Origin of the sequence: Duganella sp. SG902 (assembly GCF_013376005.1) — a bacterium.
Classification (GTDB): domain Bacteria; phylum Pseudomonadota; class Gammaproteobacteria; order Burkholderiales; family Burkholderiaceae_D; genus Rugamonas.
In genome coordinates, this window is record NZ_JABMJK010000020.1 from 1 (window position 1) to 14,801 (window position 14,801).

Genomic DNA, 14,801 nt, shown 5'->3' on the forward strand with positions numbered 1-14,801 from the left:
CCGTTAACCAATACCTGCAACACCTTCAGGCTTATTCAAGCAAATTTATTCCGGACAGCAGTGCGCCTGCGCGGGAATGACGGCTCATCAGTTTGTACTCAACGGCATTAGGGTCAGGCATTAGCGGCATTAGGGTCACGGCATTAGCGGCATTAGGGTCAGGTCCTCCATTTCTACACGAGCTCATGCTCAAATGGAGGACCTGACCCCGGATTGAGGCGGATCAAGCCGTCTCGGCCGTAACAATCGCACACTCGTTCCTCTGTTCAACAAAGGAGGTGCGACATGGCTAAACGCAAGAGCAACGGCGGCGCGGTGGATGGCGCCGGATCGATCCTGAGCACGGTGGCCGGGCCGGCGGCGCCGCCGCATCCCTCCCGCCTCGGGCCGCCCAATCCGATCGCTGAGCAGTTGCTGGAAAAGGTGACCGGCGATGAGGCGCTGGCCGCCGAGATGCCGTTCAACGCCACCAAGCCGCTGGAGTATGGCGAGGCGGCCTACACGCCCCACGCCGGCGAGACCCACGCTCCACCGACGCCCATCGCCACCGCCAGCACCAGCACCGAGACCATCGCCTCGCCCAAGCTGGGCGACGGCCAGCCGGAGATCGGCGACAACGCGCTTACCCGCCCGCTGGACCGCGTGCGCGTCGATGACACCGGCCGCGAACTGACCACTAATCAGGGCGTGCCGGTGGCCGACAACCAGAACTCCCTGAAAGCAGGCCTGCGCGGCCCGACCGCGATGGAAGACTTCATCCTGCGTGAAAAGATCACCCATTTCGACCACGAGCGCATTCCCGAGCGGGTGGTGCACGCGCGCGGCTCGGCCGCCCACGGTTATTTCGAAAGCTATGAGGATCTGCGCGCCATCACCCGCGCCGCACCGTTTGCGGCAGCCGGGAAACGCACGCCGGTGTTTGTGCGCTTCTCCACCGTGGTGGGCGAGCGCGGCTCGGCTGATACTGTGCGCGATGTACGCGGCTTCGCCACCAAGTTCTATACGGATGAAGGCAACTGGGACCTGGTGGCCAACAATATCCCGGTGTTCTTCATCCAGGATGCAATGAAGTTCCCGGACCTGGTGCATGCGGTCAAGCCGGAGCCGCACCACGCCATGCCACAAGCCTCCAGCGCCCACGATACCTTCTGGGATTTCGCCTCGCTCAGCCCCGAGATCGCGCATATGCTGATGTGGCATACCTCGGACCGCGCCATCCCGCGCAGCTACCGCATGATGCAGGGCTTCGGCGTGCACACCTTCCGCTTGATTAACGCGCAGGGCCAGTCGCTGTTCTGCAAATTCCATTGGACGCCGCTGGCCGGCACGCATTCTCTGGTGTGGGATGAGGCGGCAAGGCTGGCCGGCGCCGATCCTGACTACCATCGCCGCGATCTGTGGGAAGCCATCGACAGCGGCCAGTTCCCGGAATGGGAACTCGGCCTGCAGCTGTTCACCGAAGAGCAGGCGGCCCAATTCCCGTTCGATATCCTCGACTCCACGAAAATTGTGCCGGAGGAGATGGTGGCGGTGCGCCCGGTCGGCAAGCTGGTGTTGGACCGCAATCCCGATAACTTCTTTGCCGAGACCGAGCAGGTGGCGTTTTGCGCCGCGCACGTGGTGCCGGGTATCGACTTCACCGACGATCCCCTGCTGCAAGGGCGGCTGCATTCCTACATCGACACGCAGATCAGCCGCCTGGGCGGGCCGAACTTCCACGAGATTCCGATCAACACCCCGGTGGCGCAGATCCACAACAACCAGCGCGAAGGCTTCCACCGCCAGCAGATCAACCGTGGCCGCGTGAATTACGAGCCCAATTCGCTGGCCGGCGGCTGCCCGTTCCAGGCCGGCGCGCGTGGCTTCAGCAGCTTCCCGGAGCCGATCCACGCCAGCAAGGTGCGCGGCAAGCCGGAACTGTTTGCCGATCACTACTCGCAGGCGCGCCTGTTCTGGATCAGCCAGAGCGCGATCGAACAGCGTCACATCATCGATGCGTTCCGCTTCGAGCTGACGCGGGTGCAGACGCCGGCGGTGCGCAGCCGCACGCTGGCGCTGCTGCTGAATATCGATAGCCGCCTGGCCGGCGCGGTGGCCGATGGCCTGGGCATGGAGCTGCCGCCGCCGCTGCCGCTTTCCACCGACAAGCCGCCGTACGAGTATCCGCCCTCGCCCGCCTTGTCCCTGTTTGCGCGCCCGGGCATGCTGGGCGTGCGCACGCGGCGCGTGGCGATCATCGTCGGGCAGGGCGTGGATGGCGCGCAGGTGCGCAAGCTGTACGCGTCGCTGCTGGACGCGGGCGCCGTGCCGCGCCTGATCTCGGCGCGCATCGGTCCGCTCGCCACGGCCGACGACAGTGTGCTGGATGTGGAAATCAGCTTCGAGGCCGGGCCGTCGGTGCTGTGGGATGGTGCGATCGTGGCGGACAGCCCGGTGTTCGTGGCCGAGGCGCTGGCGCTGGAATTCCTCAAGCTGCAGTACCGGCACGACAAGCCGATCCTGGCGTTGGGGAATGGCGCCGAGCTGCTGAAGGCGGCCAAGATCCCGCGCAAGCCCGATCCCGGCGTGATCGTGGCCGACAGCGCGGATGCGGCGGAAGCGCTGAACAGCTTCAAAGCCGTGCTGGCGCAGCACCGGGTGTACGCGCGCGAGGCCGCGCGGCCTCGCGGCTAGCGCGCATTCAGTCGCCGCTGTACGATGCGCGCGTTTTGAGCCGCAACAGGTCTAGCGCGCCGCTGTCGTACCAGCGGCCTTCCGCCATCACCCCGACCGGCTTGCGCAGCGTGGACAGGCCGTCCAGCGGATTCTGCTCGCTCAGCAGCAGGTCCGCGCGATACCCGGTCCGCACCTGTCCGAACGGTGTGCCGCCTTTGGTGCGCGCGATGAATTCACCTGGCGCGCGCGTTGCCGTGCTCAACGCCTGATAGCGCGTCAACTGCGAGCGCTCCAGTTCCGCCAGATTGTCGTGCAGCGAGTAGCCCGGCACCAGGCCGGGAATCGATGGCGCATCGGTGCCTGACAGCAGCTGGACGCCGCCATCGGCCATGGCCTTGACCAGCTTGCGCTCGAACGCCAGCTTGGCCGCCAGTTTGGCGGACTTGCTGCCGTAGCTGCTGCGGCGCCATGCCTGGCGATCGGCCGGCGTCACGTAGGCGGCTTCCGGCGCGGCCAAGTAGCGGGCCAGCATCTCCGGACGGCCGATTTGTTCCGCGATGGTTTTGAAGGTCACCACATCCGCCGTCACCGCCGCGCCGTATTGACGCACCAGCGCCACGGCCTGAGGGATGCGCGCCTCATCCGGCGGCGCGTCGGTTTCCTGCGCGCCGGCCGGGGTGAAGTAGGTGTAGAAGAATTCCTCCAGATGCGCGACCATCACCTGGCCTTGCGCCAGTTGCCGCTCCAGCCGTACGGCCGTCACGCCGTGGCCGACCAGCGGCAGATTATATTGACGGCCGGCGTCCGCCAGCGCGCCGAAGACAGCTGGCGTCAAGCCGACATAGGCCTTGATGAAGTCATAGCGGTTGGCTGCCGCCAGTTCCACCACGGCGCGCGCCTGCGCTGGCGTCTTGATCACCAGGCCGTTGTAGTCTGGCGTGCCGTCGACCATCAGGCTGGCATAGACGTACGGGCCGGGCAGGTCGCCGCGCTGCACAGCGGGGATGATGCTGTCGACCAGGTTGGGACGCGCGCCGCCCATGTTCAGCACTGTGGTCACGCCGTTGGCGAGGTACACGGCCAGGTCGCCGCGCGTTTCCGCGTGCGTGTGCATGTCGGCCAGGCCGGGCGAGAGCCAGCGCCTGCCATAGCCATCGATCACTTGGGCGCCGGCCGGCACTGGCAAGCCTTCGCCCACGGCGGCGATGCGGCCCTCCCGCACCAGCACGGTCTGGTCCAGCAGTACCCGCTCGCTGTCCATCGGCACCACGTTGACGTGTACAAACGCGGTGACGCCGGCGTCGGCCAGCGCGGCGCCGGCCAGCAAGGCTGCGGCGCAGGCCGCGATCAGGCGGGCAAATAGACGCATCAGTACTCGCGCCGGTCCGGCTTGATCTCTTGCAGGATGGTGGTCGAGATTTCCTCGATCGATTTGGTGGTGGAGGACAGCCAGCGAATGCCCTCGCGCTTCATCATCAACTCCGCTTCGTTGACCTCGTAGCGGCAATTCTCCAGCGATGCGTATTTGCTGCCCGCGCGCCGTTCGTTGCGGATCTCGCTCAGGCGCTCGGGCGTGATGGTCAGGCCGAAAATCTTGGACTTGAACTCATACAGCGACGACGGCAGCTTGCCGCGCTCGAAATCGTCCGGGATCAGCGGGTAGTTGGCGGCCTTGATGCCGTACTGCATGGCCAGGTACAGGCTGGTCGGCGTCTTGCCCGAGCGCGACACGCCTACCAGAATCACGTCGGCCGAGGACAGGTTCTTGTGCGACTGGCCGTCGTCGTGCGCCAGCGAGAAGTTGATGGCCTCGATGCGGTTCTTGTATTCCTCGCTGTCGACGATGTTGTGCGAACGGCCGATGGTGTGGGTCGATTTCACGCCCAACTCTTGTTCAAGCGGGGCGACAAATGTCTGGAACATGTCCATGTACATGCCCTTGCATAGACGAATGACATCTGACAACTCGGTCTTCACCAGGGTGGAGAAGATGATCGGCCGCTGACCATCAGTCGCAAACGCTTCGTTGATCTTGCGCACCGCGTCGTGCGCCTTGTCCAGCGTATCGATGAACGGCAGCCGCACCTGGCGGAAGCGCAGCTCGAACTGGGTCAGCACGGAGTGACCAAAGGTTTCAGCGGTGATGCCGGTGCCGTCGGAGACGAAAAAGACGGTGCGCGCGGCGGAGGGATGTTGTGGTCGTTGTTCTTGTGTCATGTAGAGGAAGCTATCGTGTATTGTGAATCGTCAATTTGCGCCGCAGGCTGTAGAATGAAAGACTATGGTTAGATTGTGCTGCACGACGAACAGAATAACAAGAAACAAGTCTGCGCCTCGCTGGAAGATTTCTATCATCAAAAAGGTGTAATTATGTCCAACGCAGCATTGAAGGAGCAGAGTAACGACGCGGTATACGTTGCCTCATTTGAACACTTGCGCATGACGGATGTCGAGTCCGTCGGCGGCAAGAACGCCTCCCTGGGCGAAATGATCAGCCAGCTGGCAGGGGCCGGTGTGCGTGTGCCGGGTGGTTTCGCCACCACGGCCCAGGCCTTCCGTGACTTTCTGTCGCACAGCGTCGACGGCGGTAAATCGCTGGCCGACCGTATTGCCGATCGCCTGTCGGATCTGAACATCGACGACGTGCGCTCGCTGGCGCAAGCCGGCGCCGAGATCCGTCAATGGATCATCGACACGCCATTCCAGCCACGCCTGGAAGACGAGATCCGCACCTATTACGAGAAACTGGTGGCCGATTCGTCGACCGAAGTCTCGTTTGCCGTGCGTTCCTCGGCCACGGCGGAAGACTTGCCGGACGCGTCGTTCGCCGGCCAGCAGGAGACCTTCCTGAACGTGGTCGGCATCGACAACGTGCTGGATGCGATGAAGCACGTCTTCGCGTCGCTGTACAACGACCGCGCGATCTCCTACCGCGTGCACAAGGGCTTCACCCACGCCGAAGTGGCGTTGTCGGCCGGCGTGCAGCGCATGGTGCGCTCGGACCTGGGCGCCGCCGGCGTGATGTTCACCATCGACACCGAGTCCGGCTTCAAGGATGTGGTGTTCGTGACCTCCAGCTACGGCCTCGGTGAGACCGTGGTGCAGGGCGCGGTGAATCCGGACGAGTTCTACGTGCACAAGCCGATGCTGGAAAAAGGCAAGTCGCCTGTCATCCGCCGCAACATCGGCTCCAAGCTGATCAAGATGGAATTCACGGCCGAAGCCAAGGCGGGCCGCTCTGTGAAGACGGTGGACGTGCCGGTCGAGCTGCGCAACCGCTACTCGCTGAACGACGAGGAAGTGGTGGAGCTGGCCAAGTACGCCGTCATCATCGAGAACCACTACGGCCGTCCGATGGACATCGAGTGGGGCAAGGATGGCCGTGACGGCAAGCTGTACATCCTGCAGGCGCGTCCGGAAACCGTGAAGTCGCAGCAGAAGGCCACCGACGTGCAGCAGCGCTTCAAGCTGAAGTCGAGCGGCACGGTGCTGGCCTCGGGCCGCGCCATCGGCCAGAAGATCGGCGCCGGTCCGGTGCGCGTGATTACCGATCCGTCGGAAATGGAACGCGTGCAGCCGGGCGACGTGCTGGTGGCCGACATGACCGACCCGAACTGGGAACCGGTGATGAAGCGTGCCTCGGCCATCGTCACCAACCGTGGCGGCCGTACCTGCCACGCGGCGATCATCGCGCGTGAACTGGGTGTGCCGGCGGTGGTCGGTTGCGGCGACGCGACCGAAGTGCTGAAGGATGGCACTTTCGTGACCGTGTCCTGCGCCGAGGGCGACGAGGGCAAGATCTACGACGGCCTGCTGGAAACCGAGGTGTCGGAAGTCTCGCGCGGCGAGCTGCCGAAGCTGCCGACCAAGATCATGCTGAACGTGGGTAACCCGCAGCTGGCCTTCGACTTCCAGGCCGTGCCGAATGGCGGCGTGGGTCTGGCGCGTCTGGAGTTCATCATCAATAACAACATTGGCGTGCACCCGAAAGCGATTCTGGAGTACCCGAACATTGATGCGGACCTGAAGAAAGCGGTGGAGTCGGTCGCGCGCGGCCACGCCTCGCCGAAAGCCTTCTATGTCGACAAGCTGGCTGAAGGCGTGGCGACCATCGCCGCCGCCTTCTGGCCGAAGCCGGTGATCGTGCGCCTGTCGGACTTCAAGTCCAACGAGTACAAGAAGCTGATCGGCGGCTCGCGCTACGAGCCGGACGAGGAAAACCCGATGCTTGGCTTCCGCGGCGCGGCGCGTTACTTGGCCGCCGATTTCGCCGGCGCATTTGAAATGGAATGCGCGGCGATGAAGCGCGTGCGTAACGACATGGGCCTGACCAACGTCGAGATCATGGTGCCGTTCGTGCGTACCCTGGGCCAGGCGGAGAAGGTGGTCAACCTGCTCGGCAAGAACGGCCTGGTGCGCGGCGAGAACGGCCTGCGCCTGATCATGATGTGCGAAGTGCCATCCAACGCGATCCTGGCGGAGCGCTTCCTGGAGCACTTCGACGGCTTCTCGATCGGTTCCAACGACCTGACCCAGCTGACCCTGGGTCTGGACCGCGATTCCGGCATGGCGCTGCTGGCGGCCGACTTCGACGAGCGCGACGACGCGGTGAAAGCCCTGCTGTCGCAAGCGATCAAGGCCTGCCGCGCGCAAGGCAAGTACATCGGCATTTGTGGCCAGGGGCCATCCGACCACCCGGACTTCGCGGCGTGGCTGATGGAGCAGGGCATCGAGTCGATGTCGCTGAATCCGGACTCGGTGATCGACACTTGGCAGAAACTGGCGTCCTTGCAGAAATGATTGACGTACGCTGAAAATGGTATAGACTGGGGTTATCGAATTTAGTAGCAAAAACCTCTATCAATACCATCTGTCAGCAGCAAAAAGCCCTCGCAGCCCATTCCGGGAAGCGGGGGTTTTTTCATTTGAAAGGAGCGCATCATGGCTGATTGGAGCTACTGGCTGGCCGCGGCAGGCCTGACAGTGATACTTGAACTGTTCAGCGGGACGTTTTACCTGCTGATGATCGCCATCGGCCTGGCGGCCGGCAGTGCCGCCGCCTTGCTGGGCTTTGGCGGCGAAGTGCAACTGCTGGTGGCGGCGGTGGTCGGCGCCGGTGCCACCGCCGCGCTGCGCCGCAGCCGCTTCGGCAGGCAGCAGGGCAGCGTGCAGGCCGAGCGCGATCCCAACGTCAACCTGGACATCGGCCAGACCGTGCATGTGCCGGAGTGGCGCGATAACGCGGCGCGCGTGATGTATCGCGGCGCGCTGTGGGATGTCGAACTGGCGCCGGGCGGCACGCCGGCGCCGGGGCAGTACACCATCCGCGAAGTGCGCGGCAGCCGCCTGATCGTGGCGGCTTAAGATTAACCAACGGAGATTTACATGGACATCAGCATAGGTAATGTCACCTTCATTCTGTTTATTCTGGCTTTGGTGTTTGTCATCAAAACCATCAACGTGGTGCCCCAGCAGCACGCTTGGGTGGTGGAACGGCTGGGCAAGTATCACGCGACCCTGGGGCCGGGTCTCAACATCGTGATTCCGTTTGTCGACCGCATCGCCTACAAGCACGTGCTGAAAGAGATTCCGTTGGATGTGCCTCCGCAGGTCTGCATCACGCGCGACAACACCCAGCTGCAGGTGGACGGCATCCTGTACTTCCAGGTGACGGACGCCATGCGCGCGTCGTACGGCTCGTCCAATTACATCGCCGCGATTACCCAGTTGGCGCAAACCACGCTGCGCTCGGTGATCGGCCGCATGGAACTGGACAAGACGTTTGAGGAGCGCGAGCACATCAACACCACCATCGTCAACGCGATTGACGAGTCGGCCGCCAACTGGGGCGTGAAGGTGCTGCGCTACGAGATCAAGGATCTGACGCCGCCCAAGGAAATCCTGCACGCCATGCAGGCGCAGATCACCGCCGAGCGCGAGAAGCGCGCGCTGATCGCGGCATCGGAAGGTCGCAAGCAGGAACAGATCAACATCGCCAGCGGCGAACGCGAAGCGCAGATTGCGCGCTCGGAAGGCGACAAGCAGGCCGCCATCAACCGCGCGCAGGGCCAGGCGGCGGCCATCGTGGCGCTGGCGGAAGCCAATGCGTCGGCGCTGCGCCAGGTTGGCTCGGCCTTGCGTGAACCGGGCGGCGACGAGGCCATGAACCTCAAAGTAGCCGAGCAGTACGTCAACGCCTTCGGCCAACTGGCCAAGACCAATAATTCGATTATCATACCGGCTAATTTGGGCGACATGAGCGGGCTGATTGCCACCGCCATGCAGGTCGTCAAGACGCAAGGCAAGATCATCAAGGAGTAAGTATGGGTACCTGGGCAGTGGATGCCTTCGGCAATGATTACGCGCAGGATTGGGCGGAGGATTTGCACGAGACCAGCAATCTGGATGCGGTGGAAGACACGCTCAACACGGTACTGGACAGCGGCGCCGAGCTGGAGGCGCCGTTCGCGGCCGAAGCGCTGGCGGCGATTGAAGTGCTGGCGCGCCTGCAAGGCAAGGGCGGCCCGCGCACCGAAGACAGCGCGGCCGTCGACGGGTGGGTGGACGCGCGCAAGGCCAAGGCCAAGCCGCGCGCCGACCTGGCCGAGAAAGCCGTCCGTGCCATCGAGCGCATCCTGTCGCCGGAAAGCGAGCTGCGCCAGCTGTGGGAAGACAGCGAACACTATGCGGATTGGCGCGCCGCCGTGGAAGACTTGCGCGGCCGTCTGAATTGATCATGAAGCACGAGATTGACCAGCTGCAGGACTTTTTGCAGCGCCACCGGCGTGTGCTGGTGCTGACCGGCGCCGGCCTGAGCACGGCGTCCGGCATTCCCGATTACCGCGACAAGGATGGTGTGCGGCGTGGCCGCAATCCCATCCAGGGGCCGGATTTCCGCAAGTCCGAGGCGGTGCGGCGCCGCTATTGGGCGCGCAGCATGGCCGGCTATCCGACCCTGGCCGGCGCGTCGCCCAACGCCGGCCACCGTGCGCTGGCCGAACTGGAAGCGGCCGGGCGCATCCACGGCATCATCACGCAAAACGTCGACGGCCTGCACACGCGCGCCGGCAGCCGCAAGCTGATCGAGCTGCATGGGAATATTCACGGCGTGGTGTGCCTTGATTGCCGCACTGTGCATCCGCGTGCCGACATTCAGGCATGGCTGGCGCAAGCCAATCCCGCGCTGGTGCCGACCGGACCGGCCGGCGAGGTGGTGCCGGAGGCGCGTCCCGATGGCGATGCCGAGGTCGAGCTGGATGAGTTCCAGGATTTCCAGCTGCCGTACTGCGGCGCCTGCGGCGGCACCCTGCAGCCGGACGTGATCTTCTTTGGCGATAACATCCCGTCGGAGCGCACGGCGGACGCCCTGGCCATGGCCGAGGAGGCGGACGCGGTGCTGGTGGTGGGATCCTCGCTGATGGTGTTTTCCGGCTACCGCTTCGCCAAGCTGGCGGCGCAAGCGAACAAGCCGATCGCGGCCATCAATCTCGGGAAAACCCGGGCGGATGACCTGATCGGCCTGAAGGTGGAGGCGTCGGCGGTGGAAGTGCTGCCGCTGCTGGTTTAATTCCGCTGCAGCATGGAGCGGACGATGGCTTCCTTGGCCAGCACATAGTCGTGACCGGCCAGCACGAAGTTGGTGTTGGGCTGGATCACCTTGACGTTGATGAATACCATGTCGCTGGTCTCCGCATACGAACCGACCACGATGGCTTGCGCGTTGTGGCTGTTGGCCACTTCGCCAATCTCGCGCGTCAGCATCAGCTCGCCCTGATTGCGTTTCAGGTAGACGCTGTTACGCAGCTTCATCTCCAACATGCTCAGGCCGCCTTGCGCCATGCGCGTGGACAGTTGCTCGGACACCAGCCGCCCCAGCGTGGTGGTCTGCTCCAGCGCGTCGATATTCACCACGGTCGCCATGATCAGCGGCTTGTCGGCCACCAGCTTGCCGCTCAGTTGCTGCAGCAAGGCGTCGGCGGCCTTGTAGTTGGCGTTGATGAACTGGTTGGAGGAGATGGTGGCGTAATTGCCTTCTTCCTGTTTGGGCGTGGAGGAGCAGGCGGCCAGCAGCAGCGGCGCGGCCAGCAGGGCGGTGCGCAATACGGTTTTCAGCATTACATGTCTCCGCGTACCTGGAAGGTACGGGTCAGTTTAGGTTCTTCGGGCTTGGGATCGACGATGCCGTACAGCACGCGGTCGCTGTCGGCCACGTAGTAGGCCGAGGTGCTGCGCGCCAGGTAACGGTACTGGTCGGACACCGAGACGGTGACGATGATTTCGGTCTTGGGCGTGGCGCCGGGGGCGAACTGGGCGTTGAACCAGTCGTAGGCGTCCCACGCGCCGGCGCCGGCCGCCACGTTGAACAACGCCGGCGCCTCGATCTCGCTCAGCAGCCAGACGCCGGCGCCCAGGATGGCGCGTTCGCCGTGGTAGCGGTATTGCGGGCGGTTGGCGCTGAAGGTGACGGCCTGCACGTCGAGGTCGACCTTGAGCGAGCCGGCCGGCGTGCGCGACACCACATGGCCATCGTTCACCAGCGACGTGGTCAGCTGAGTCGCCAGCGCGCGCTGGAACGGGGTCGGGTCCTTCGGTTCGTTGATATAGACCGGGCGTGGCGGGCTCTTCTTGAGCTCGGCCGCCACCTGTTTCTCGATATTGTCGGAAATGACGCCCCAATGGTAAGCGGCCTGCAGTTTGGCTTGCTTGGTGGTGGGGAAGTTGGCCGCCAACGGGGCCGGCGTGTAGCGCGCCGCGCATCCTGCCAGCAGAATTCCGGCTGCCAGAGCCATTGCAGTTTTCAGCGCCATGATTGCCTCATCGTCAAAGGTGCGAATGTAAAATCGGTCTTCGCCCAGTTTAGCATGGATGTTTCTAATTAGAAATTGTCCCCCCAATAAAAAACCCGGTGCGGGACCGGGTTTTGTACAGAGTGCGCAACAGTTTTAGCGGCGGTGGGTTTTCATCGCCTGCGCGACCTCGCGCTTGCCGTCGCGATCTTTCTCCGTGGCACGTTTGTCGTGCATTTTCTTGCCCTTGGCGAGGCCGATTTCACATTTGATACGGCCGGCCTTGTAATGCAGGTTGAGCGGCACCAGGGTGTAGCCGGCGCGCGTGACCTTGCCGATCAGCTTGTCGATCTCCTGGCGGTGCAGCAGCAGCTTGCGGGTGCGCACCATGTCCGGCGTGATGTGGGTGGAGGCGGTCGGCAGGGCGCTGATGTGGGCGCCAAACAGGAACAGCTCGTCGCCCTTGATGGTGACGTAGGCTTCCTTGATCTGCACCTTGTTGTCGCGGATGGCCTTGACTTCCCAGCCTTCCAGCACGATGCCCGCCTCGAAGCGGTCCTCGATGAAGTAGTCAAAAAAGGCTTTTTTGTTATCGGCTATGGTCATGAGATGGTATCGGTTAAACTACTGCTTTGCGCTGCACAGCGCGAATAATTCAACATCATAGCAAATGGTTAGCACATGGCAGTAGTACACAAATCAGTTTTACTCGGTTACAGCGCCCAACAAATGTTCGATCTGGTGGCCGCCATCGAGGACTATCCCAAATTTCTGCCATGGTGCGGTGGCGTCGAGATCAAGGAACGCAATGGCGACACGGTGGTGGCCAGCGTTGGCATCAACTACCACGGCGTCAAGCAAAGCTTCACCACCGCCAATGAAAACATTCCGGGCACGGCCATCAAGATGAAGCTGGTGGATGGTCCTTTCAAGTGTCTGGACGGCGTCTGGACCTTCAAGGCGCTGCGCGAGGACGCCTGCAAGATCGACCTCGACCTGCACTATGAATTTTCCAGCGCCTTGCTGGCCAAGCTGGTGGGGCCGGTGTTTGGCATGATCGCCAACAGCATGGTGGATTCCTTCTGCAAGCGGGCGGAAACCGTGTATGGCGGCTGAGACCATCAACATCCAGGTGTGCTACGCCAGCGACGCGCTGCAATTCCTGCGCGCGCTGCAAGTGCCGGCGGGCACCACGCTGGAGCAGGCGATCGTCCTCAGCGGCCTGGCGGCGGAACTGCCGGGAGTTGACCTGAACACGCTGGAAACCGGCATCTACGCCAAGAAAAAACCGCGCGACACCGTGCTGCGCGAGCACGACCGCATCGAACTCTACCGCCCCCTGATCGCCGACCCCAAGCACGCCCGCAGACGCCGCAAATCTCCCGTGCCCGTTTGATATAGATCAGGTGCAGTAGCGTGCCGTCTCGCACAATGATGCATGTCAAGCGTCTCTGGAGGGTGTATGGCGTCCCAACACGACATCCCGGTTCAGTTTGCATTTGCAGCGCCATTCTCGCACAATCTTTATTCCTGCTTGAGTGCGCTCGAATTCCGGGCGTTAAAACTGCTGATTGGTGAAGAACCAGAGATTGGCGCGCGACTACATGGGTCCCGTAATTCGAGATCGCTGGATTTCTGCGGCTGCGTCGTGTATTACTCCTACGAGCCGATATTCCGGGCAGTCTGTTTTATGGATGTGGAAATGGTGGAGTGGCGCGGCAGACCTCTACTTAGTTGCTGGCGGAGGTTGAGGAACTTTTTCGGGCTATAGATGTCTCACGACGACGGAGGACATCATGGACACTAAGGCAATTTTGCGAGGCATTGAAGAATTTAGAAAGTATCTGCTAGGTGAGGCACCCATGCTGGTGGGGGGCGCGCACGACGATATCGCTGACCTTGTCCCCACGTATTTCAAGGGGAAGTTGCCGCCGGATGCGGAGATATGGCAGCTCTTCGAATATGTGAAAGAAAATCCCGCGCTCTTTGAGGCGGAATTGGAGGAGCGCCATCGAGAGATCCTTCGTGCGCATCGAGCGTGGGTGGGGCGCTAGCCTAAGTGCTTGAGCAGGAAGTCGCGGGTGGCTGGGTGGGAAAAGAATTCGGTGTGCCAGACTTCGTTTTGTTTTTGCGCCTCGCTGCCGAAGTTGAGGAGGTGGCCGGGGGCTGGCGGCGTTAACGGCAGCAGCACGTTGGCGTAGGGGACCACCACGTCATTGGCGGTGTCCAGCAGCGCGCGGCTGAGCAGGGCGCCGGTGCGCTCCAGCAGCGAGTCGCCGTAGTCAAAGTTGGCGCGCGCGTAGTAGCTGTTGGCGCTGGTCAGCAGGCTGCCGCCTCGGTCCAATTTGCCGATCAACGCCGAGCCGTTCGCCAGCGCCTGCACGCTGGGCCGGCTGAAGCCCGCCGATACCACCATCCGCGCCAGCGCGATCACGATGTCCAGCGCCATGCCGGGGCTGAACGAGGCCAGCATCGCCGCCACATTCAGGAAGTGCTGGATCTCTTCCGGCGAGGCCAGCGGCGAGCCCTGGTTGGCCGCCGCCACGAACACGACCTTGCCGACCTGGGCGATGCGGCCCGCCCGCGCGCGCGCCACGTCGGCCAGCGCCTCGCTGAGCAGCGAACGCACCACCAGTCCGCCGCGGCTGTGGCACAGGATGTCCACCTCCCAGCCGGCGTTGGCCGGCAGCAGCAACAGCAGGTCGAGCGCGTTGCGTTGCGGCGTCTTGGCGATGGTCCAGTGGTCATAGGCGAAGACGCGGCCCTCGTAGCGCGCCAGCAGCGGTTGCAGGTCCAGCGCGCCAAACGCGCCTTCGCTGGAACTGAACACGCCGTGCACCAGCAGCAGCACCTTGCGCCCGTGCGCCGCCGCCAGCTCCGCCGGCGTGGCCGCCTTGCCGTAGCCATGGCGCAGCGACAGCAGGCGTTCCGCCTTGTTGTGTTCCTCGAGGCGCTCGATCATCGCCTGGGTGAGGCGTTCCTTGCCGCGCAGGGTGGCTTGCACGATCCAATCCCAGCCCTGCGACATCAAGCCCTGCGCCGATGACGGAAACAGGAACTGCACACAACCGCTGTCCTTGTGGCGCACGATGTGCAGCTCGCTGTCGACGATGTGGGCGGTGGGCAGCGGCGGCGTGCCGGCCAGCGGCTGCATGCCCGGCGGCGCCGCCAGCAGGGCATGGTCGTCCGCCGCGTCCCGCAGGGCGCGATGCAACTCGGCTTGCTTGGCTGGCGTGAGCGTCATCATGGCCGATAGTTTAGCGCCGCCCGCGCGCCGCCCTTTGCACTGTTGCAAACAAGCTTTGCGATAATGCCCCTTCCTCGCCGCCGGCGCTCAACCTAAGATACACTCATCGTTAC

General features: G+C 63.4%; 15 protein-coding genes. 9 read left to right on the forward strand and 6 right to left on the reverse strand.

Features of this window, described 5'->3' with window-relative positions; all coding sequences use genetic code 11:
* Positions 1-285 precede the first annotated feature (285 nt).
* A complete protein-coding gene (locus tag FHW83_RS27230; RefSeq protein WP_176649507.1) occupies positions 286-2,673 on the forward strand; it encodes a catalase in 2,388 nt (795 codons plus the stop codon).
* Positions 2,674-2,680: 7 nt separating this feature from the next.
* Here FHW83_RS27230 and FHW83_RS27235 read toward each other — a convergent pair whose 3' ends face one another.
* Both FHW83_RS27235 and FHW83_RS27240 read right to left on the reverse strand, forming a co-directional pair.
* Complete coding sequence (locus tag FHW83_RS27235; RefSeq protein ID WP_176649508.1) at positions 2,681-4,024, reverse strand: amidohydrolase; 1,344 nt, start codon at positions 4,022-4,024, stop codon at positions 2,681-2,683.
* Positions 4,024-4,872 (reverse strand): pyruvate, water dikinase regulatory protein, encoded by an 849-nt coding sequence (locus tag FHW83_RS27240; protein WP_176649509.1) that lies wholly within the window; start codon positions 4,870-4,872, stop codon positions 4,024-4,026. The genes FHW83_RS27235 and FHW83_RS27240 overlap by 1 nt, the downstream gene beginning before the upstream one ends.
* 153 nt (positions 4,873-5,025) lie before the next feature.
* On the opposite strand from FHW83_RS27240, the gene ppsA reads away from it, so the two are divergent.
* The 5 genes from ppsA (at position 5,026) to FHW83_RS27265 (ending at position 10,222) form a co-directional block, all read left to right on the forward strand.
* On the forward strand, positions 5,026-7,455 hold the full coding sequence (gene ppsA / locus FHW83_RS27245; protein ID WP_176649510.1) for a phosphoenolpyruvate synthase: 2,430 nt from the start codon (positions 5,026-5,028) through the stop codon (positions 7,453-7,455).
* Between the two features lie 141 nt (positions 7,456-7,596).
* Entirely contained in the window at positions 7,597-8,019 is a 423-nt protein-coding gene (locus FHW83_RS27250; RefSeq protein ID WP_176649511.1) for an NfeD family protein, read from the forward strand.
* 21 nt (positions 8,020-8,040) lie between these two features.
* The gene (locus FHW83_RS27255; RefSeq protein WP_176649512.1) at positions 8,041-8,976 is read left to right on the forward strand and encodes an SPFH domain-containing protein; all 936 of its coding nucleotides are present in this window, start codon (positions 8,041-8,043) and stop codon (positions 8,974-8,976) included.
* A gap of 2 nt (positions 8,977-8,978) precedes the next feature.
* A complete protein-coding gene (locus FHW83_RS27260) occupies positions 8,979-9,389 on the forward strand; it encodes a DUF4259 domain-containing protein (RefSeq protein WP_176649513.1) in 411 nt (136 codons plus the stop codon).
* Positions 9,390-9,391: 2 nt separating this feature from the next.
* Positions 9,392-10,222, forward strand: coding sequence for an NAD-dependent protein deacetylase (locus FHW83_RS27265; protein ID WP_176649514.1), 831 nt, complete (start codon positions 9,392-9,394; stop codon positions 10,220-10,222).
* Here the strand turns inward: FHW83_RS27265 and FHW83_RS27270 are convergent.
* The 3 genes from FHW83_RS27270 to smpB all read right to left on the reverse strand — a co-directional run bounded on the left by FHW83_RS27270 (position 10,219) and on the right by smpB (position 12,047).
* A complete protein-coding gene (locus FHW83_RS27270; RefSeq protein WP_155463898.1) occupies positions 10,219-10,770 on the reverse strand; it encodes a FlgO family outer membrane protein in 552 nt (183 codons plus the stop codon). The genes FHW83_RS27265 and FHW83_RS27270 overlap by 4 nt on opposite strands.
* The gene (locus tag FHW83_RS27275) at positions 10,770-11,444 is read right to left on the reverse strand and encodes a hypothetical protein (RefSeq protein WP_229224383.1); all 675 of its coding nucleotides are present in this window, start codon (positions 11,442-11,444) and stop codon (positions 10,770-10,772) included. The genes FHW83_RS27270 and FHW83_RS27275 overlap by 1 nt, the downstream gene beginning before the upstream one ends.
* 153 nt (positions 11,445-11,597) lie before the next feature.
* A complete protein-coding gene (smpB, locus tag FHW83_RS27280) occupies positions 11,598-12,047 on the reverse strand; it encodes an SsrA-binding protein SmpB (protein WP_176649516.1) in 450 nt (149 codons plus the stop codon).
* Positions 12,048-12,122: 75 nt separating this feature from the next.
* On the opposite strand from smpB, the gene FHW83_RS27285 reads away from it, so the two are divergent.
* The 3 genes from FHW83_RS27285 (at position 12,123) to FHW83_RS27295 (ending at position 13,495) form a co-directional block, all read left to right on the forward strand.
* The gene (locus FHW83_RS27285) at positions 12,123-12,557 is read left to right on the forward strand and encodes a type II toxin-antitoxin system RatA family toxin (RefSeq protein ID WP_176649517.1); all 435 of its coding nucleotides are present in this window, start codon (positions 12,123-12,125) and stop codon (positions 12,555-12,557) included.
* Positions 12,547-12,837: an RnfH family protein gene (locus FHW83_RS27290; protein WP_176649518.1), complete on the forward strand. Its 291-nt coding sequence runs from the start codon at positions 12,547-12,549 to the stop codon at positions 12,835-12,837. The genes FHW83_RS27285 and FHW83_RS27290 overlap by 11 nt, the downstream gene beginning before the upstream one ends.
* A gap of 400 nt (positions 12,838-13,237) precedes the next feature.
* A complete protein-coding gene (locus FHW83_RS27295) occupies positions 13,238-13,495 on the forward strand; it encodes a hypothetical protein (protein WP_176649519.1) in 258 nt (85 codons plus the stop codon).
* On the opposite strand, the gene FHW83_RS27300 is transcribed toward FHW83_RS27295, so the two are convergent.
* Positions 13,492-14,688: a triacylglycerol lipase gene (locus FHW83_RS27300; protein WP_229224384.1), complete on the reverse strand. Its 1,197-nt coding sequence runs from the start codon at positions 14,686-14,688 to the stop codon at positions 13,492-13,494. The genes FHW83_RS27295 and FHW83_RS27300 overlap by 4 nt on opposite strands.
* Between the last annotated feature and the right edge of the window lie 113 nt (positions 14,689-14,801).